Consider the following 19,239-nt stretch of genomic DNA (forward strand, 5'->3'; position numbering starts at 1 on the left):
TTGGCTCCCGATCAAGGATTGTTGAATGGACCCCATGCCGGGTCCTGTACATCACCGTTAAGCACTGCCAGTTTCACCTTGCTGCTGCCGTCGGCGGTGGCCGCGTACAGCACGCTCTGCCCGCCGACAGCGCTGGAATACAACACCATTCGGCCGTTCGGCGCGAAGCTGGGGCGCTCACTGTAACTACCATCTGACAATAGACGCGTGTCATTAGTTGCCAAATCCTGCGACATCACACGGAAATTGCCGGCGGAACGACGAATATAGACCAATGTCTTGCCATCGGGCGACAATTTGGGCGAAACATTGTAATTGCCTTCCCAGGTGACGCGCTGGGCGTCGCCGCCGTTCACCGGCACGCGGTAGATCTGCGGATTGCCGCTGCGGTCGGACACGAAATACACCATGGAACCGTCCGGACTGAAGGCCGGCTCGGTATCGATGCCGCCGTTGTACATCAGCCGCCGCGCCGCGCCGCCGTCGGCGCTGATAATGTAGATTTGCGAATTGCCGCTTGTGGTCAGCACCACGGCCAGCTTGCTGCCGTCCGGGCTCCAGGCCGGCGCGGAATTGCTGCCCTTGAAGTTGGCCACGGCGCGACGCTGGCCGGTGGCCAGATCCTGCACCCATACCACCGGTTTCTGGCTGGCGAACGACACATAAGCGATATAGCGGCCGTTCGGACTCCAGCTAGGCGAGATGATGGGCTCGGTCGAGCGTAGGATGGTCTGGCTGCGCTGGCCGTCCACGTCGGAAATCTGCAGCGCGTAGCTGCGGCCGCTCTTCAGCACATAGGCGAGCCGCGTGTTGAAGAAGCCCTTCTGCCCGGTAATGGCCTCGTAGATCAGGTCGGCGATGGCGTGCGCCACTTGGCGGCTGCGGTCCGGCGTCACCGTGAACTCCCCGCCGGTCAGCTGCTTCTGCTGCGACACGTCCATCAGCCGGAAGCTGATCTTGATCTGGCCCCCAGCCGCGTTCTCCACCTTGCCGATGGCGATGGACTGCGCCCCGGCCGCCTGCCACAGCGGATAGCGCACGTCCGCCGGGGCGAACGGCACATTGGCGACGGCGGACGGGTCCACCAGGCGGAGTGCGCCGGACAAGGCCAGGTCATTGCGGATCACCGGCGTCAGATTGCCCTGGGTCGGCCCCTCGTCCTTGAACGGCACCACGGCAATGGCGTGGCGGCTGGCGCCGCCGCCGACGATCTCGATGTTCAGTTCGGCGCGCGCGCTGCCGGCGACCAGCATGGCCGCCACCAGCACGCCCCGCAACAGGGCTTTCAAACTGGGCATGTTTTCCTCAAGTCTTCGCTTTGTCCGTTCAACGCGGACGGAATTTCAGGACAAATGTCCGGTAACCATCATTGAAATTGGCGCCGGCCGGCAGTTTCGGGAAAGTCTTGGCTTCCCACACCGCTCTTTGCACGGCATCGTCGTAAGCCGGCACGCCGCTGCTCTTCACCAGCTGCACCGACTTCACTTCCAGCGTGGGCAGCAGCGTCACCCGCAGCTGCGCTTCCGGATTGCCGGCCATGGCCGGCGGAATCTGCACCAGCGGCGTCACCTTGGCCTTGACCAGGTCTATCCAGCCGGCGCTGACGCCGGAGCCGTTGACCGCGCCGCCGGCCACGCCGTTCTTGCTGCCGGCCTGATCGCTGCGCGCGTTAGGCTTGCCGCTGGTGCGCGCGCTGTCCAGGCTGGACAATAAATCATCCGCCTCGCTGTTATAGGCTTTGGCGGTCCGGTGTCCAGGTTTCGCCGCCGGCGGCGTCTGCGCGGCCTTGGGTTCTTTCTTCTCCGGCGCCTTCTGCGCCGGCTTGGCTTTGTCGTGCGGTTTCGGTTCCGGCTCGACGGGCTTAGGTTCCGGCTTAGGCTTTTTCGGCTCCGGCTTGGGTTCGGCCGGCGGCTTGGGTTCCGGCTTGACCACTTCGGGCTTGGGCGGGGTTTTCTTGCCCAGATTCACCTCGGCCGGCGGCATCGCCACCGCCGGTTGCGGCTCGGGCGCCGGTTCCAGCGCGGGAGGCGGCGTCACCGGCGCGGCAATCGTCGCCGGCGGCGGCGGCGCGGTCGTCCACAGCTCCAAGGCCAGCGGCGCGGGATTCTGCGGCTGCGAGGACTGAAAACCGCCCCACAGCAGCAGGCCGATCACCACAGCGTGAAACAGCGCCGAGGCGATCAGGGTCCAGGGACGCAGCGAGGAAGACGATTGCGAACTCATTGCTTCGGCGTTTGTTTGACGGTCAGCGCCACGCGCTTGATGCCGGCCTGGTGCAGGCGATCGGCGATCTTCACCACTTCGGCGTATTTGAGGTTGGCATCGGCGGAGATCGCCACCGGACGCTGTTCGTTGCCGACCAGGGCCTGCAACTGGGTGGCCAGATCGTCCAGCGAGTCGACGCGGCTTTTCTGCTCGCCGTCTATCAGCTCGATCTTGCCGGCGGCGTCCACGGTGACTTCCAACGGCCGCACATCGATGGACGCGGCCTGGGACACGCTGGGCACATCGATCACGCCGGGGGTGAACATCGGGGCGGTGACCATGAAAATCACCAGTAGCACCAGCATCACGTCGATATAGGGCACGACGTTCATCTGGTTCATCTGGCGGCGGGGACGGCGATTCAGCATGACGGATTCAGATTCGGCTCGGTCAAATGGCCATCATAGCATCGGCAACGGTGTCGATGCTGCGGCCAAAACGTTTCAGACTGCGTGGATTCATCGAAAGTTCATGCCACGCGTTTAACGCCGCGTGCACAGCGTCAAGCCATCGCCTATCGGCAGCACGCACATATTGATGCGCGGATCGGCCTTCAGGCTGGCGTTGAAGGCATGCACCAGATGCACGCCCGGCGGATCCTCCGGCTTGGGCGCCACCACGCGGCCGGACAGGAAGATATTGTCGATGGCGATGACGCCGCCCGGCCGCACCAGTTCGAGGCAGGCTTCGTAGTAATCGCGGTAGCTGGGCTTGTCGGCGTCGATGAAGGCCAGATCGAAACTGCCGGCGCGGCCGGCGTCCAGCAGCTCGCGCAGCGTGGCGAGCGCGGGTTGCAGCCGCAAGTCTATGCGCTCCGCCACTCCGGCTTTTTGCCAATATTCGCGGGCGATGCTGGTGAAGGTTTCGCTGACGTCGCAAGCCACCACCGCACCGTCCTCCGGCATCGCCAGCGCCACGGTCAGCGCGCTGTAGCCGGTGAACACGCCGATCTCCAGATAGCGGCGCGCGCCGATCAGCCGCGCCAGCCAGCCCATGAACTGGCCTTGGTCCGGCGAGATCTGCATCTTGGCCAGGCGATGGCCGGCGGTGAATTCGCGCAGCTCGCGCTGCACCGGATGTTCGGTGACGGCGATGTCGAACAGATAATCGGAGAGGGCGCTGTCCAGCGCCACGGTGCGGCGGGTCATGATGGGCTTTCCAGAAATGACAAAACGCCCGCATGGGGCGTCGATCGGATCCGGCCGGGGCTTATTCCGGCTGGTAGACGTAAGGCTTCTGCGGCACGCGCGACTCCTTCCAGCGACGCTGGTCGTCCAGGTCGACCTGGCGGTCCCACAGCGTCAGGCGCAGCTCGCGGCGCTCGTTGTCCACTTCCGGGTTCTTTTCCAGGAAGCCGTTGATGAACTTGGTGAAATCGGACTGGTACATGGTACCTACCCCCTGATGGATGGATAGCGACATTTTAAACGAATACGGCTGCCGCCGCCACGCGCTTCAGCCTCCGCCCTCCTCGTACAACATGCACTCGATGCGCCGGTCCGGCACCAGCCACATCAAGGCCACCGCCAGGTACAGCGCGCCGGCCAGCCAGGGATGCCACCAGGCCAAGGCGATGGCCAGCACATAGCACACGGGCGAGAGCTTGCCTTTGATGTCGCCGCCCAGCGCCTCCGACAGCCGCGTGCGGTTGCCGGGCAGGCACAACAGCGCCTGCTGCATGATCCACCAGGCGATGGAGCACATCAGCAGCACCGCGCCGTACAGCGCCACCGGCAGCGGCTCGTAGTGGTTCTGCCCCATCCAGCCGGTGACGAAGGGAATCAGCGACAGCCAGAACAGCAAGTGCAGATTGGCCCACAGCACGCGGCCGTCGATGCGGCGGGTGGCATGGTAGAAATGATGGTGGTTGTTCCAATAAATGCCGACGTAGACGAAGCTGAGCAGATAGCTCAGAAACACCGGCAGCAACGGCGCCAGCGCCTGCCAGTCGGTGCCATGCGGCACTTTCAGCTCCAGCACCATGATGGTGATGATGATGGCGATCACGCCGTCGCTGAACGCCTCCAAACGATTCTTTTCCATGCATGACTCCCGAGTTGTCTCATTCAGCCGCCCGCCGGTACGGCAGGCGCAGGCGCGTGTGGTAGCGGTCGCCGCGGCGCTCGGTCGCCAAGCTGGCTTCGGCGTCGAAAAACAAGGCCAGGCGCTCGCGCAGATTGGACAGGGCCATGCCGCTGCCTGGGCTGGCGGGGTCGGACTCGTCCGGCACCGGGTTATCCAGCGCCAGCTCCAGCAAGCCGCCGGCCAAGCGTGCCGCCACCCGGATCTCCACCTCGCCGGCCAGCCGTTCCGCGCCGTGATAGACGGCGTTTTCCACCAAGGGCTGCAGAATCAGCGGCGGCAGCGCGGCATCCTGCGGCGCATCCAGCTGCCAGGCCACGCGCAAGCGCGGCCCCAGGCGTTCGGACTCTATCGCCAGATACATCCGCGCCAACTCCACCTCGCGCGCCAGCGTCGACGCGCGCGCCGGGTCCGCCATCTGCGCCCGGAACAGGTCTGACAGATTCTCCAGCACGCTTTCCGCCTTGGCGGGCTGCAGCCGGATCAGCGCAATCGCCGCGTTCAGCGTATTGAACAGGAAGTGCGGCCGGATGCGCGCCTGCAAGGCCGCCAGCCTTGCCTCGGCCAGCGCCGGCGACAAGGCGCGCTGCCGCAGCGACAGATAATGCAATAACAGCACCGCCGCCAGCACGGCCACCCACGGCGCGGCCCAGCCTTGGCCCAGTTCGCCGTGCAGCGCGTACTGGCACAGCGCGAAACAGCCGCCGGTCAGCGTCAGCGCCCACAGCGGCCCCAGCCTTTGCCTGGCCAGCCATGGATGGGCCAACGCCAGCAGCGCCAGCGTCAACAGGCTGCCGGGCACGATGGCCAGCGCCGTCTGCAGCCAATGCCACAAAGGCTCCGGAGCGCCCAGCGCCAGCAGCCCATCGGCGAACAACAGCAGCAAAGGCAATAGCAGAACGCGCAGCATCACGCCCAGATTGCGGAAATCGGGCAATGGCGTCATCAGGGATAGCAAGCGGCCTCCTCAACCGTGGCTCATGTCGCGATCATAGCAAGCCAGCCGGCGAGCCGGCGCGACAGATTCATACGAATCAATACATTCGATCAGAAAATATTCCGCACGGTGTATAACTTTAGGATGAGTCGATCCGAACCGAGTCCGCCATGAAATTCTTGCTGGCCGTCCTGCGCCTGCTGTGGCTATGCGCATGGGCCGCTTCCGCGCTGGCTGCCGAGCTGCTGATCTCCACTGGCGAATACGCGCCATGGAGCGGCGAGCAATTGGCGCAGCAAGGCTTCGTCAGCCGGGTGGTGCGCGAGGCCTTCGCCCGCGAAGGCATACAGGTGCGCTTCCATTTCATGCCGTGGGCGCGGGCGCTGGAATCGCTGCGCAACGGCGACGTGGGGGCCAGTTCCTTTTGGTACGACGATCCGGCCAAGGCGCAGGAATTCCTGTACAGCGAGCCGATCTCCGAGCACCGCGAATTGCTGTTCCACCGCAAGGATCTGGCGATGCCGCGCTGGCAGAAGCTGCGCGAGCTGAGCACCCTGCGCTTCGGCGCCACACGGGGCTACACCTATACCGCCGAATTCCGGCAACTGGCCAAGCAAGGCGTGTTGTCGGTGGAGGAAGCCAATGACGACAAGACCAATCTGCTGAAGCTGCTGGCCGGCCGCATAGAACTCTTCCCCTTGGACGAATTTACCGGCTGGCAACTGCTGTCCTCCGACGCTTTCCCGCGCGGCGCGCACGATCTGGTCACCACCGAAGCCCGCCCGTTCAGCATCCAGTACGGCCACTTGCTGATGCAGCGCTCGCCGCGCAACGAGCAACTGATGGCCCGCTTCAACGCAGGCCTGGCCAAGCTGCGCGCCGACGGCACGCTGGAGCGCTTCAAACTGGACCTGTATCGCGGCAGCGGCCAATAGACCGCCTCTGATCCGGCGCAAACTTTTGCGGTTTACGCGGTTTTCCCGGCTTTACACCGCGGCGGCGTGACGATTACGGTGGTTCCCCGGCGCCGCCAGGCCTCCGCGCGCCGCACAAACCAATTTTTATGACATTTGAATACCAATCCGTTTTAATCATGGCAAACCGCCTCCGCCCTGCACCGTTTCCCGCCCTGGCCACTATGTCAGACGATATACGGTAGCCAATATATGGCTTGCATAATGCACTGCAACATGCTTTTAATCATTTTCAAACAGCCGTTCGAAAACGCCGCGCACGGCCGTTCAAGATCCTGAATTCCCATCCATTTGCAGGAGATCCAGAGATGCACATCGCCATACCAGCCGAACGGCTGGCCGGAGAACACCGTGTCGCGGCCACGCCGGAGACGGTAAAGAAACTGGCCGCCGCCGGCCATACCGTCGCGGTGGAGGCCGGCGCCGGCAAGGCCGCGGCCATCCCCGATGCCGCCTATCGCGAGGCCGGCGCCAGCATCGTCGAACAGCGCCCCGCGCTGCTGTCCGGCGCCGACATCGTGCTGTGCGTGGGCTCGCCCGACGCCGCCGACCTCGACGCGCTGAAATCGGGCGCCGTGTTGGTGGGCATGTTGTCGCCCTACCACAACCCGCTGCTGCCGCAACTGGCGGCCAAGGGCGTGTCGGCCTTCGCGCTGGAGCTGCTGCCGCGCACCACCCGCGCGCAGAGCATGGACGTGCTGTCCAGCCAGAACAATATCGCCGGCTACAAGGCCGTGCTGCTGGCCTGCCAGTTCTATCCGCGCTTCATGCCGATGCTGATGACCGCCGCCGGCACCGTGAAGGCGGCCCGCGTGCTGGTGCTGGGCGTAGGCGTGGCCGGCCTGCAGGCCATCGCCACCGCCAAGCGCCTGGGGGCGGTGGTGGAGGCTTACGATGTGCGCCCCGCCACCCGCGAGCAAGTGGAATCGCTGGGCGCCAAGTTCATCGAAGTGCCGATGAGCGACGAGGAGAAAGCCGCCAGTTCCGGCGTCTACGCCCGCGAGATGACGCCCGAGTTCCTAGCGCGGCAGAACGAACTGCTGGCCAAGCGCGCCGCCGCCGCCGACATCGTCATCACCACGGCGCTGATTCCCGGCAAGCCGGCGCCGGTGCTGCTGCCCGCCGCCAGCGTGGCGGCGATGCGGCCGGGCTCGGTCATCGTGGACCTGGCGGCCGAATCCGGCGGCAACTGCGAACTGACCCGCCCCGGCGAGGCCTGGCAATCCGACAACGGCGTGCATCTGGTGGGCCTGACCAATCTGCCCTCGATGGTGGCCGCCGACGCCTCCAGCCTGTACGCGCGCAACCTCCTGACCTTCCTCGGCCTGCTGCTGAGCGCCGAGGGATTGAACATCGACCTGGAAGACGACCTGCTGGCGGCCACACTGATCACCCATCAGGGCGAACTGCGCTTCGGCGCCGCCGCCAAGCCCGCCGCGCAAACCAATAAGGAGCCGCAACATGGTTGATCCCTTCATCACCAGCCTCACCGTCTTCGTGCTGGCCGTCTTCGTCGGCTACCACGTGGTATGGAACGTCACCCCGGCGCTGCACACCCCGCTGATGGCGGTGACCAACGCCATCTCCGGCATCATCATCGTCGGCGCCATGCTGCAGGTGGTGGACGTGGGCGGCCAGGAAATCACCCTGACCTCGGTGCTGGGCACCATCGCTATTTTCCTCGCCAGCATCAATATCTTCGGCGGCTTCCTGGTGACCCAGCGCATGCTGGACATGTTCAAGAAAAAGAACAGGGGCTAAGCGATGCAGAATATTTCAGCGATTCTTTACCTCGTCGCCGCGGTCCTGTTCATCCTGGCGCTGAAGGGGCTGTCCAGCCCGGCTTCGGCCCGGCGCGGCAATCTGTACGGCATCGTCGGCATGGCCATCGCCGTGCTGACTACCCTGCTGATCCTGGACAAGCCGGTGCTGGCGCTGATCGCCGGCGCCATCGCCGCCGGCGCCGTGATAGGCGGCTGGAAGGCGCGCACGGTGGAAATGACCGGCATGCCGGAGCTGGTGGCCGCCATGCACTCGCTGGTGGGCCTGTCGGCCGTGCTGATCGCCGTCGCCGCCATCTTCCACGCCGGCGTGGAGCACACGCCGGTGCAAAAAGTGGAGCTGTTCATCGGCGCCTTCATCGGCGCCATCACCTTCACCGCCTCGGTCGTCGCCTACGGCAAGCTGTCTGGTCGTTTTGGCGCCAAGGCGGTGAGCTTCTCCGGCCAACACCTGCTGAACCTGATCCTGGCGCTGGCCATGCTCGGCTTCGGCATCGCCTATTTCGCCACCGACAGCCAGGCCGCCTTCCTCGCCATGCTGGCCGTGGCGCTGGTGCTGGGCGTGACGCTGATCATCCCGATCGGCGGCGCCGACATGCCGGTGGTGGTGTCCATGCTGAACAGCTACTCCGGCTGGGCCGCGGCCGGCATCGGCTTCACCCTGAACAACCCGGTGCTGATCATCGCCGGCGCTTGCGTCGGCTCGTCCGGCGCCATCCTGTCCTACATCATGTGCAAGGCGATGAACCGCTCCATCGTCAGCGTGCTGCTGGGCGGCTTCGGCGCGGAAGTAGCTGCCGGACCGGCGGCCGGGCCGGGCGAGGCCAAGCCGTACAAGGCCGGCAGCGCCGAGGACGCCGCCTTCCTGATGGCCAACGCCGACCAGGTGGTGATCGTGCCGGGCTACGGCCTGGCGGTGTCCCGCGCCCAGCACGCCTTGCAGGAGTTCGCCGAGCTGCTGCACGAAAAAGGCGTCAGCGTCCGCTACGCCATCCATCCGGTGGCCGGCCGCATGCCGGGCCACATGAACGTGCTGCTGGCCGAGGCCGAAGTGCCGTACGAGCAGGTGCTGGAGATGGAAGAAATCAACGCCGACTTCTCCACCACCGACGTGGTGCTGGTGATCGGCGCCAACGACGTGGTCAACCCCGCGGCGCAGAAGGACAAGGCCAGCCCGATTTACGGCATGCCCATCCTTGAAGCGCACAAGGCGCGCAACGTCATTGTGGTGAAACGTTCGATGAGCGCCGGCTATGCCGGCCTGGATAACGAACTGTTTTACATGGATAAAACCATGATGGTGTTCGGCGATGCGAAAAAAGTGGTGGAAGACCTGCTGAAAAACGCCGTACATTGACGACGCCGCCCGCGCTGAGCAACGCCCGCCGCTGGCGGGCGTTTTTGCATTCTTCGCTCGACAAGAACAGGAGACAGCATGCCCTCCCTCAGCGCCCTTCTCATCAGCGGCAGCATGATGCTGCCGACGCAAGCCCTGCCCGATCTGCAACACACCGAATGGCGGCTGCAATCGCCGGCCCAATCCGCGCCGCTGCCGACGCTGAGCATCGCCGACAACCGCATCAGCGGCTTTGCCGGCTGCAATCGCTTCACCCTGGGGATAGACCATGACGGCAAGCACCAGGTAGCCACCACCCGCATGGCGTGCGCGCCGGAAACCATGCAGCGCGAACAGGCGCTGTTGAGCCTGCTGGGCGCGCCGTTCCGGCTGCTGCCCTCCGACGACCGCCAGCACCTGACCTTGCAGGCCGGCAAGACCGAATACCGCTTCGAAAGGGTCGACGCCGCGGCGGCGCAAGCCGCTATCGCCGCCAAACCGGCCGCAGCGGCATGGCAACCCGAATCCGGCGAGCAATACTGGTACGTCACCAGCGGCGCCTGCGCCAGCGGCATCTGCCTGCAGCTGCGCAGCCGCGAAGACCAGCCATGGCAGAGCTATGCCGGCGCCATCAGCGGCTTTCAAGCCGAGCCGGGCCGCCGCTACTACCTGAAACTGCAGGGCGAGCCGGCGGCCGATGGCGGCCAGCCGACGCTGCAGCTGGTCAAGGTGATCTATCAGGAAACCGTCACGCCGATAGCCGATTGACGGAACCCACGGCGCGCGGCGGCGTCTGACTTCCATTTACATTAGGAAAATACGATGAACCATCGCCTGATCCTGTCCTCCCTGGCGGCGGCCCTGCTGGCCGGCTGCGCCGGCACCCAAGGCCCCGCCGGCTCTGCCGCCGCGCCCACGCTGTCCCAGCTGCAAGGCGAGTGGAAGCAGCTGGATGCCGGCCCGGCCGCCGCCAGCTTGCAGATCGCCGAGCAGCGGCTGTCGATCAAGGCCGGTTGCAACGGCATGTTCGGCCCGGCCACGCTGGAAGACGGCAAGCTGCGCGCCAAGCCGCTGGCGGCCACCATGATGATGTGTCCGCCGGAGGCGATGCAGCGCGACGCCGCGCTGAGCCGCCAGCTGGAAGCGGGCATGCCGGTCAAGCTGGAGCAGGGCCAGTTGCTGCTGGGCGAAGGCAAGGACGCGATGCGCTTTGAAAAACTGCCGCAGGGCGAGATCAAGTTCATCTCCGTCGCCGCCGAACGCAAGCCGTGCAGCGGCGTCGCGCCGATGCAATGCCTGCAGGTGCGCGCCGACAAGAACCAGCCGTGGCAGCTGCATTACGGCGAGATTGAGGGTTTCCAGCCGGAACCGGGCACCGCCTATCGCCTGCGCGTCAAAGAGGTGAAGGTTGACAATCCGCCGGCCGATGCCTCGTCCATCCGCTGGATTCTGGACATGGTGGTGGAACAAGAAGTGGTGAAGAAGCCTTGATAGCCTGCTTACGATCTTACGAATAGGTTTGGGATTGGGCTTGTGAGGGGGAAGAACGCCACGTATGCGATGAGCACCGGTCCCTTCAAGCCTGCCGCCGGGTGGCTGGCCCGAGGTTTTAAGCGGCTGCCTGTTTGAGCCCCGCGACGTTAGCGCGGGGCGAGTTCAGCCGCGCCTCGGGCCTGACGGGACCCGGCGGGGAGCCGCAGGCCAGGCTTGCAGGGTGGCCTTTAGGGGTGGAGGGGATATTTGGCCAAGCAAATATCCCCTCCCTGTCCGCCGGGCAGCCCCGGCTATGAAAATCATTATCCGCGCAGCGGATGCAAAACCATGATGATTGCGGGCAGATTCCGGCTCGGGCGCGGAATGGCCGCTCTGCTACAATCGCGGCATTGAAATTGCAGGAGGCCGCCATGAGCCTGATTCCCGAAATCAAACCCCAGCAATCGCTGGAGCTGCTCAAAGAGCTGCACATCCTCACCCGCGACGGCAAGATCAACCAGGACACCCGCCGCAAGCTGAAGCAGGTCTACCACCTGTACCAGTTCATCGAACCCTTGATGACCGACGTGCTGGAGAAAAAAGGCGCGATGACGCTGGCCGACCACGGCGCCGGCAAGTCCTACCTCGGCTTCATCCTGTACGACCTGTTCCTGAAGGACAAGGCCGCCGGCCATATCTACGGCGTGGAAACCCGGCAAGAGCTGGTGGACAAGTCGCGAGAGCTGGCCGAGCGCCTGGGCTTCGAACGCATGGGCTTCCTGAACCTGACGGTGGAGCAATCGATCACCTCTACCGAACTGCCGGAGCAGGTGGACATCATCACCGCGCTGCACGCCTGCAACACCGCCACCGACGACGCCATCCGCTTCGCGCTGGCCAAGGACGCCCAGTACATCGTGCTGGTGCCGTGCTGCCAGGCCGAGGTGGCCGCCGTGCTGCGGCAGAAGAAGAACGAGACTTTCGGCAAGACGCCGCTGTCCGAGCTGTGGCGCCACCCCATCCACACCCGCGAGTTCGGCAGCCAGCTGACCAATGTGCTGCGCTGCCTGCAGCTGGAGGCCCGCGGCTACCAGTTGACTGTCACCGAGCTGGTGGGCTGGGAACACTCGATGAAGAACGAGCTGATCATCGCCAAGAAGACCGGCAAGGGCAAAGCCAGCGCCCGCGAGCGCCAGCTGGCCATCCTGGACGAACTGAACCTGATGGATCTGCGCGAGCGCTTCGCCTACTGATCGCGCCCCGCTGGCCCTACATGCCGGCTAAAGCCGGAAGCGCGCCGTGACGCTTTGCAGCGCGTGCGACAACTCGTTGAGCTGGCTGGAGGTGGTGGCCAGCTCTTCCACCGTGGCGCTGTTGGACTCCGCCATCTGCGATACTTGCTCCATGTTCTGAGCCAGACTCAGGCTGGCGGTGCGCTGCTCGCCCAGCGCGCCGGTGATGGTGGAAATGGTATCGACGATGGACAGCGTGCTGCCCTCGATCTCGCCCATGGAGTCGCTGGCCTCGCGCGCGCTGCCGCTGACGGTTTCCACGCTGGACAGGCTCTGATCCATGCTGCCCACCACCTTCTCCACCCCTTGCTGGATGGCGGAAATCATCTGGGTGATTTCCTGGGCCGAGCTGGCGGTGCGCTCCGCCAGCTTGCGCACCTCGTCCGCCACCACGGCGAAACCGCGGCCCATCTCGCCGGCGCGCGCGGCCTCGATGGCCGCGTTCAGCGCCAGCAGATTGGTCTGGTCCGCCACATCGCGGATCACCGTGACGATATTGCCGATGCGCTGCACCTCGCCGGTCAGCGTGCGCATTTCTTCCGATGTCGCAGCCACGGCCTCGCTGACGGAATGAATCTTGCCGACCGAGGCCTGCACCGCCCGTCCGCCGCGGGAGGCGAGCTGGCCGGCTTCCTTGGCCTGGCGCGCCGCCTCTTCGGAATTATCCGCCACATGATTGATGCTGACTGTCAGCTGCTCGATGGTGGCCGCCGCTTCGGACGTGGCCTCGGACTGGCGCTGAGCGCCGGTGGCCACCTGCTGCGCCATGCTGGCCAGCTCATGGGCGGAGTCCGACACCTGGCTGGCATTGCTCTGGATGCTGGAAACCACTTGCCGCAAACCCTTGCGCATGTTCTGGATATTGCGGGCGATTTCCACCGCCTCGTCGCGCGACTCGGGCAGGTCCTCATCCGCGCCGCTCAGATCGCCCTGCTCGATATGCCGCACCAGCTGCACGGATTTGCGCAGCGGGGTGGTCACCAGGTTGGAAATCGTTAAGGCGATGGCCACGGCCACCAACACCGCCAAGCCGGCGGAAACCAGCATGATGGACAAGGCCTGGTTATAAGCGGATTTGCTTTCGTCCAGCGCCTGTTGCACTTTGTCATGCTGATAGGCGGTCAATTCATCCAACTGCTGTTGAAAAGCGGTGATGGCTGGGGCAAAACGTTTTTTCAGGAAGGCCTGGGCTTCAGCATTTTTATTGGCTCTAGCCAGCGCGTATAAAGGATCGTACAACGGCGTCAAGGCCTCGCGCGCCTGCATGACCTTGGACAGGATACCCCGGCCTTTCGGGGCCACCACCACCTTGTCCAATTCGCTCAGAATAGCCGTATTTTCCGTCTTCAAACCCTCTATCTTGGCAATGCTGGCCTCGATGTCCGGCGCTTCCGTCGCAATGATCGCGTCGCGCATCAGTCTGGAGATGTTCAAGGTGGAGACGATCAGCTTGTTGCACATCTCCACCTTGGGGTAGCGATTGCCGGTGATTTCTTCCTGCTTGTCCCTTATCGCATTCAACTTGAGAATGGCGGAAACCACGATGGCGATCAGAATCAGAATCAGCAAGCCATAGCCGGCCAATAGCTTCTGCTTGACGGTAAGCTGGGATAGCATGGTTTTCTCTCCGACACGACGGCGGCCATTTCTCAGGGCGTGCTTAGCACCGCGTACTACCACGCCTGTCAGCTTGCAACATAGTCGCTAGGCGGTGGCGGCGCAAAATAAAACCCCTTGTCCGCTTGCTCGCAACGACCTGAAATGGCGTATTCCCCCTTACTTTCACAGAGCCATTGCCTAAGCTCAAACCAGTGACCGAGCAAACGGGAGAGTGCGGATGCAAGTGGCGGAAATCTTCGACAAGGCGTCAGGCAAGCTGCCGATGGTGCCCAAGGTGGTGCAGGAGCTGATGGCCAGCTTCCATCGCAACGACATCAATATCGGCGAAATCACCAATATGGTGATGCATGACCAGGTGCTGAGCGCGCGCGTGCTGCGGCTGGCCAATAGCGCCCGCTTCGGCAGCAGCCGGCGCATCGGCTCGCTGGACGACGCCGTGGTGTTGCTGGGCTTCGACAACCTCAGGGTGCTGGTCATCGCTTCCGGCATCACCGGCGCCACGCTGGGCATCACCGGCTTCGACATGAAGGCTTTCTGGCTGCGCTGCTTCGCCATGGCCAATACCTGCAAACTGCTGGCCAAACTGTGCGGGCTGGACCCGCAGCTGGGGTATACCTGCGGCCTGCTGTCGAATATCGGCGAACTGGTGCTGTTCGTCGCCGTGCCGGAACAGGCGCAGCAGATCGACCGCATCGTCGCCGGCGGCACCGACCGCATCGCCGCCGAGCGCATGCTGCTGGGCATGGATCTGACGGTGCTGGGCGCCGAACTGGCCCGACGCTGGAATTTCCCGGACGAAATCCAGGAAGCCATCCTGAACCAGCATGATCTGCTGAACGAGGACGCCTCGCCGTTCGCGCTGCTGTTAGGGCTGACCAGCTGCATCGTCTCCGGCTTCCGCCACGGCATGCCGACCGAAGACATGCTGGCCAGCCTGCCGGAACGGGTGCTGGAGCGGCTCAACCTGGACAGCGAACGCATGGAAGCCTCGATCGAGCAGCTGCAGCAAGCCAGCACGCTGGTGGACGAATTATTCTAAGAGCGGCATTTCGGCTCCGCGAGCCGCGGCAACAAGAGCATGGCGGCCCGCCGCCTCGCCTGGAGCGCCGACGCAAAAACGCCGCCGGGCCTCACGACCCGGCGGCGCTTTACCAGAACGGGGAATCAGTTCTCCTCGTCGTCCGTTTCCGCCTCGACATGATCCAGGCGGCCGGTGTAGCGCAGCTCCACCTCCTGCGTCAGCAAGTCCACCTTCACCACCGACAGCTGCACGCGGTCGCCGCGCGCCAGTTCCGGCAGGCCCGGGATGCGCAGGCGCAGCGGCAGGCCATCGATGCGCACCAAGTCTTCCTTGATCACGGTGGCGGTCGGCGCGGTAATGTTTTCCTGCAGCAGATACTTCAGGCACCAGTAATGCTCCATCTTGTCCTGGAAGGACAGATAGGCGCCGTAGGTGGCGTCGAAGTCGCGCAGGATGGCGAACAGCATGGCGTCGCCCTGAGGGAACAGCGGCTTCTCGCCGCGTATCATCGCCGCCAGCTGGCGCTGGTTGATGAAGTCGCTGGCGCGCCTGAGCGGCGAGGTACTCCAGGCATACTGCGCCACGCCCAGGCCCATGTGCGGCTCCGGGCGGGTAGTCATGCGCACCTTGCCCATGCTCTGGGCGCGGTACATGGCCGGAATGTCGGCCTCGGCCAGCATGCGGCCCCACTCGCTGTTGGCCAGGATCATCAGTTCAGACACCAGCTTGTCCATCGGCGCGCCGCGTTTGCGGATGGTGATGGTTACATGGCCATCGCTCACGTCGATGTTGTAGTCGTGCTGCACCGGGCGCGTCGGGTCGTATTTGCCGCGGCGCTTCTCCAGCGCCTCGGCGAACTGCCACAGCCACACCAGCTCGCGCTTGAACGGGTAGTCCACGCCCGGATCGTTGGCCAGCGTCTCTTCGTTGAACACCTGCTCCAGCTCGGCGTGGCGCAGGTTGGCGGCGATATGGACTTTTTCGATGCGGTTTTCAAAGGCCACCGGCTCGAATTCCGGCGTCACCTCGGCATACAAGGAAAACGCCGGGCAGTCGCGGCCTTCCTGCAGCGTGAACGCCTGCACCACATCGTCCGGCAGCATGGTGATCTTGTCGCCGGGGAAGTAGGCGGTGGACAGCCGCGACAGCACCATTTTCTCGATGTCCGAATCCACCGGCACGCCCAGCGTGGGCGCGGCGATGTGGATGCCCACGCGCTTGTTGCCGTTGGGCAGGTCTTCCACCGACAACGCGTCGTCGATCTCGGTGGTATTGGCGTCGTCGATGGAGAAGGCGCGCGCGCTGGAAACCGGCAGCTCCGGCAGCTCGGCCGGCGGCGCGTACTTGCCGAAGCCGGCGCCCTTGGGGAAGTACTCCATCAGGAAGCCGGCCATCAGGTAGTCCGGCACCGACGGGATGCCGCCCACCTTGTCGGCCAGCCGCAGCGGCGGCAGGCCGGTTTCGCGCGAAGCCTGGTCGAAGGCTTTGAATTCCAGCGTGTTCTTGTCCGGCTTCCACAAGAGCTGCATCAGTTGCGAACGGATGGCCTCTGGCAAAACGCCGGACTTCAGCTCGCCAACCCAGCCGTCGATCTGCTCCTGCTCGCGCTTCTTGCGCTCGATGCCGGCCAGCGCGGCCTGCAGCGCGTCCTGCGGCGCCTTCTTGTAGCGGCCCTTGCCCTTCTTGTAGAAGTACATCGGCGCGCCGTGCAGGCGGCCGATCAGCGCGGCGGCCTCGACGGCGGACGGCTCATGGCCGAAGTAGTCGGCGGCCAGATCCTGATAGCCGAACTCGTCGTCCGGGCTGCATTCCCACAGGAAATCCAGGTCGATGTCGGCCGCCAGCTTGTCGGCAGCCGGCAAAAAGTCCGCCAGCGGCGAATTGAATTCCAGGAACACGTTGGCGCTTTTGATCTTGGCGCGCTTGCCGTGCTGGGTATCCACCTGCAGGCTGGCGTCGCTGCGCGACACAATGCTGCCAACCTTGAAACTGCCGCTTTCTTCGTAAAAAACGTTCATCAAAACATGCCAGGCCGTTGAATTTAAGGGCGGATTATAGCAGCTCGCCCCACCTGCTGGCGCGGCATCTTGCCCAGGCGCGCGCCGGATGCAAAAAACAAAACCCCCGCGCAAGGCGGGGGCAGACAGGGGCGGCAAGCCGCCATCCCGGCCCGCGCGTAGCGGGCGAGGATCCTTCTTATTAGAAGTTGTACTTGACCGAGTAGATCACGGCGTTTTGGTAAGCCGTGCTACCCAGTTTTTGATCGGCGTAGCGGTACTGAATACCAGTGGTCACTTCCTTCACCGGCGTCCACCACAGCGCGATGGCGCCGTTTTGGCCTACGCGAGGACGGTCGCCGCTCTTATAAGCGCCGATAAACTTGTCCTGACGATTGAACTCGGTTTCATGCCACTGAGTGATCATCATGTTCTGGCCGAAAGCCTGGAACGGGTACAGCAGGACATAGCCGGTCATGAAACCGTTGTAGCCAGAAGCAGAACCCGGTGGCATCAGCGCATCCATCTGGTTGTGCACACCAATGAACGGCTTAATGTTCAGCTTGCCAAAGGTCAGATCGGTGCCCAGACCCAACACGCGATTCTGTGTGAAAAAGTGGCGATCCGCCGGGCCATTGCCACGGGTATCGTATACGTGGCCATACAGTTGCACCGGCACGCCGCCAATTTCAGTCATGTTGTAGCGGCCAACCACTTTGGTGGTGAAACGGCGGTCACGGCCTTCGGTATTGCCATTGCCTTTGCCCGGGTTTTCAATATCGAAGAAACCATACAGCTCGCCCCACTTGCCGCCCATGCCGCCTTCGGCTTCCAGGTAAGCAAAATCTTTCTTGCCACTTTGCTGAGTGGTGCGATCAGACCAATCCAGCCAGTTGACGCTGACGTTTTTGAAAGAGTAATCGGCGTGAGCCAGAGTAGAGGCGGCCAACAAAGACAAGGCCAGCAGCGACTTGCGAGTATTCATTTGTTTCACCAGACTATTTTCGTGTAGTAAGCAGCCGACAAGCGTCGGCGAGCGCCGCGCAGAATAGTCTCTGAAATGGCCTTGTGCAAACGATTTGTCACACTTCTGTCGCTTTTTTGCAAAGAAATTTGTTTTTTCTGTAGCGAAATGACGTCAGAATTACAAATTGTTGGCTTAATGCCACACGAGATTATCTCCACGTGGAGATAAGTATCTGAGCCAGCGCCGCTTTCTGGTTTGTTTCAAGTCAAACTACCTCGACCGGCCACTCGCAAATCCGTATATCGACTTTGCCATTGACATGGAATGCCACACCCTCTTCCTCCAGCAACACGCGCTGCCAGTCGGCCTGCTCGCTGCCGGGACGGGATAGCCGCCCGCCGGCGCCGACCACGCGGTGCCAGGGCGCGGAAATGCCTTCCGGTAGATGGCCCAGCAGGCGGCCCACATGGCGCGAGTGACGCGGATAGCCGGCCAGCTCCGCCAGCCGGCCGTAGGTGACGACACGCCCAACCGGCACTTGCGCAAGCAGCGCCAACACGCGGCGGGCGAATTCCGGCGGCATCAGCGGTAGCGCGGATTGGCGACGTAGGGGTTGTCGCGTTTCTCCGCGCCTATCGTGGTCAGCGGACCGTGGCCGGGGATGACCACGGTGTCGTCCGGCAGGATGAACAGCTTTTGCTGAATGGCGTCTATCAGCTGTTGGTGATTGCCCATCGGGAAATCGGTGCGGCCGATCGAGCCCTGGAACAGCACGTCGCCGGCCACCAGCAGGCCGGCCGTCGGGCTGTAGAACACCACGTGGCCAGGCGTGTGGCCGGGACAGTGGATCACCTGCAGCGTTTCCTGGCCGATGGCGACGGTGTCGCCCTCTTCCAGCCAGCGCTGCGGCGTCAGCGGCTCGCTGCGCGGGAAGCCGAACATCTGCCCCTGAGTGGGCAGCTGGTCCAGCCAGAAGCTCTCGGCGCGTTGCGGTCCTTCAATCTGCACGCCCAGTTCCTCCGCCAGCTTGGCGGCGCCGCCGGCGTGGTCGATATGGCCGTGGGTCAGCAGCAGCTTCTCCACCGTCAGGCCCTGGCTATCCACCCAGGCGCGAATCCGCTCGATGTCGCCGCCGGCATCGACAATGGCGGCCTGGCGGCTGACGCTGCACCACAGCACGCTGCAGTTCTGGGCAAACGGGGTGACCGGGATCACGTGATATTTCAGGGCCATGGCAATGCTCGCGGACAAAAGTCGGAATCGTACATTCTGGCATGGCCGCCCGGGTTTGGGGAGGGGCGCGGAGACGGTGCGACGGGATAACGCGCGCAAGGGCTTATGGCCTGCCCGCCCTACAAGACGAGCCCGGCCAGGATGGTTAGGGAGGAACCCCGTAGGGCGGATGCCCCGCTAGCGGGGCGACCCGCCGAACCATATCGACAAGGGAACGGCGGCAAAGGCGTACCTCCCGGCCTTAGCCGGGATTCCGCCCTT

The 19,239-nt window shown here is 64.0% G+C and carries 20 protein-coding genes; 8 read left to right on the forward strand and 12 right to left on the reverse strand.

Features of this window, described 5'->3' with window-relative positions:
• Positions 1-11: 11 nt before the first annotated feature.
• The 7 genes from tolB to BI343_RS03885 all read right to left on the reverse strand — a co-directional run bounded on the left by tolB (position 12) and on the right by BI343_RS03885 (position 5,305).
• Positions 12-1,298, reverse strand: a complete 1,287-nt coding sequence (gene tolB, locus BI343_RS03855) for a Tol-Pal system beta propeller repeat protein TolB (RefSeq protein WP_071108726.1) — start codon at positions 1,296-1,298, stop codon at positions 12-14.
• Positions 1,299-1,326: 28 nt separating this feature from the next.
• Positions 1,327-2,223, reverse strand: coding sequence for an energy transducer TonB (locus BI343_RS20535; RefSeq protein WP_071108727.1), 897 nt, complete (start codon positions 2,221-2,223; stop codon positions 1,327-1,329).
• Positions 2,220-2,633: an ExbD/TolR family protein gene (locus tag BI343_RS03865; RefSeq protein ID WP_071108728.1), complete on the reverse strand. Its 414-nt coding sequence runs from the start codon at positions 2,631-2,633 to the stop codon at positions 2,220-2,222. The genes BI343_RS20535 and BI343_RS03865 overlap by 4 nt, the downstream gene beginning before the upstream one ends.
• Positions 2,634-2,747: 114 nt before the next feature.
• On the reverse strand, positions 2,748-3,413 hold the full coding sequence (locus BI343_RS03870; protein ID WP_071108729.1) for a class I SAM-dependent methyltransferase: 666 nt from the start codon (positions 3,411-3,413) through the stop codon (positions 2,748-2,750).
• A 61-nt stretch (positions 3,414-3,474) separates the two neighbouring features.
• Complete coding sequence (locus BI343_RS03875) at positions 3,475-3,654, reverse strand: DUF3460 family protein (protein WP_043627403.1); 180 nt, start codon at positions 3,652-3,654, stop codon at positions 3,475-3,477.
• A gap of 66 nt (positions 3,655-3,720) precedes the next feature.
• On the reverse strand, positions 3,721-4,308 hold the full coding sequence (locus tag BI343_RS03880; RefSeq protein ID WP_071108730.1) for a TMEM175 family protein: 588 nt from the start codon (positions 4,306-4,308) through the stop codon (positions 3,721-3,723).
• Between the two features lie 19 nt (positions 4,309-4,327).
• Entirely contained in the window at positions 4,328-5,305 is a 978-nt protein-coding gene (locus BI343_RS03885) for a sensor histidine kinase (protein WP_139165629.1), read from the reverse strand.
• Between the two features lie 149 nt (positions 5,306-5,454).
• Between BI343_RS03885 and BI343_RS03890 the strand changes: the two genes are divergently transcribed.
• From BI343_RS03890 to BI343_RS03920, 7 genes are all read left to right on the forward strand, one after another.
• Complete coding sequence (locus BI343_RS03890) at positions 5,455-6,219, forward strand: substrate-binding periplasmic protein (RefSeq protein WP_071108732.1); 765 nt, start codon at positions 5,455-5,457, stop codon at positions 6,217-6,219.
• 347 nt (positions 6,220-6,566) lie between these two features.
• Complete coding sequence (locus BI343_RS03895; RefSeq protein ID WP_071108733.1) at positions 6,567-7,727, forward strand: Re/Si-specific NAD(P)(+) transhydrogenase subunit alpha; 1,161 nt, start codon at positions 6,567-6,569, stop codon at positions 7,725-7,727.
• Positions 7,720-8,019: a proton-translocating transhydrogenase family protein gene (locus BI343_RS03900; protein ID WP_043627395.1), complete on the forward strand. Its 300-nt coding sequence runs from the start codon at positions 7,720-7,722 to the stop codon at positions 8,017-8,019. Before BI343_RS03895 ends, BI343_RS03900 begins: the two co-directional genes overlap by 8 nt.
• 3 nt (positions 8,020-8,022) lie before the next feature.
• Entirely contained in the window at positions 8,023-9,396 is a 1,374-nt protein-coding gene (locus BI343_RS03905; RefSeq protein ID WP_071108734.1) for an NAD(P)(+) transhydrogenase (Re/Si-specific) subunit beta, read from the forward strand.
• 78 nt (positions 9,397-9,474) lie between these two features.
• A complete protein-coding gene (locus tag BI343_RS03910) occupies positions 9,475-10,143 on the forward strand; it encodes an META and DUF4377 domain-containing protein (protein ID WP_071108735.1) in 669 nt (222 codons plus the stop codon).
• Between the two features lie 54 nt (positions 10,144-10,197).
• Positions 10,198-10,866, forward strand: a complete 669-nt coding sequence (locus BI343_RS20130; RefSeq protein WP_071108736.1) for a DUF4377 domain-containing protein — start codon at positions 10,198-10,200, stop codon at positions 10,864-10,866.
• 413 nt (positions 10,867-11,279) lie between these two features.
• The gene (locus BI343_RS03920) at positions 11,280-12,101 is read left to right on the forward strand and encodes a class I SAM-dependent methyltransferase (protein WP_071108737.1); all 822 of its coding nucleotides are present in this window, start codon (positions 11,280-11,282) and stop codon (positions 12,099-12,101) included.
• A 27-nt stretch (positions 12,102-12,128) separates the two neighbouring features.
• On the opposite strand, the gene BI343_RS03925 is transcribed toward BI343_RS03920, so the two are convergent.
• Complete coding sequence (locus BI343_RS03925) at positions 12,129-13,757, reverse strand: methyl-accepting chemotaxis protein (RefSeq protein ID WP_071108738.1); 1,629 nt, start codon at positions 13,755-13,757, stop codon at positions 12,129-12,131.
• Between the two features lie 220 nt (positions 13,758-13,977).
• On the opposite strand from BI343_RS03925, the gene BI343_RS03930 reads away from it, so the two are divergent.
• Positions 13,978-14,799, forward strand: a complete 822-nt coding sequence (locus tag BI343_RS03930) for an HDOD domain-containing protein (RefSeq protein WP_043627388.1) — start codon at positions 13,978-13,980, stop codon at positions 14,797-14,799.
• 125 nt (positions 14,800-14,924) lie between these two features.
• Here the strand turns inward: BI343_RS03930 and BI343_RS03935 are convergent, their stop codons facing one another.
• The 4 genes from BI343_RS03935 to BI343_RS03950 all read right to left on the reverse strand — a co-directional run bounded on the left by BI343_RS03935 (position 14,925) and on the right by BI343_RS03950 (position 18,978).
• Positions 14,925-16,799: a ribonuclease catalytic domain-containing protein gene (locus BI343_RS03935; protein WP_071108739.1), complete on the reverse strand. Its 1,875-nt coding sequence runs from the start codon at positions 16,797-16,799 to the stop codon at positions 14,925-14,927.
• Positions 16,800-16,980: 181 nt separating this feature from the next.
• Complete coding sequence (locus tag BI343_RS03940) at positions 16,981-17,763, reverse strand: outer membrane protein OmpK (protein WP_071108740.1); 783 nt, start codon at positions 17,761-17,763, stop codon at positions 16,981-16,983.
• A 247-nt stretch (positions 17,764-18,010) separates the two neighbouring features.
• Positions 18,011-18,328 carry an MGMT family protein gene (locus BI343_RS03945; protein ID WP_071108741.1) on the reverse strand — a complete coding sequence of 106 codons (318 nt, stop codon included), beginning with the start codon at positions 18,326-18,328 and terminating at the stop codon, positions 18,011-18,013.
• The gene (locus tag BI343_RS03950; protein ID WP_071108742.1) at positions 18,328-18,978 is read right to left on the reverse strand and encodes an MBL fold metallo-hydrolase; all 651 of its coding nucleotides are present in this window, start codon (positions 18,976-18,978) and stop codon (positions 18,328-18,330) included. Before BI343_RS03950 ends, BI343_RS03945 begins: the two co-directional genes overlap by 1 nt.
• Positions 18,979-19,239 lie beyond the last annotated feature (261 nt).

The organism is Chromobacterium amazonense, from assembly GCF_001855565.1.
In the GTDB taxonomy this organism is placed as follows: Bacteria; Pseudomonadota; Gammaproteobacteria; order Burkholderiales; family Chromobacteriaceae; genus Chromobacterium; species Chromobacterium amazonense.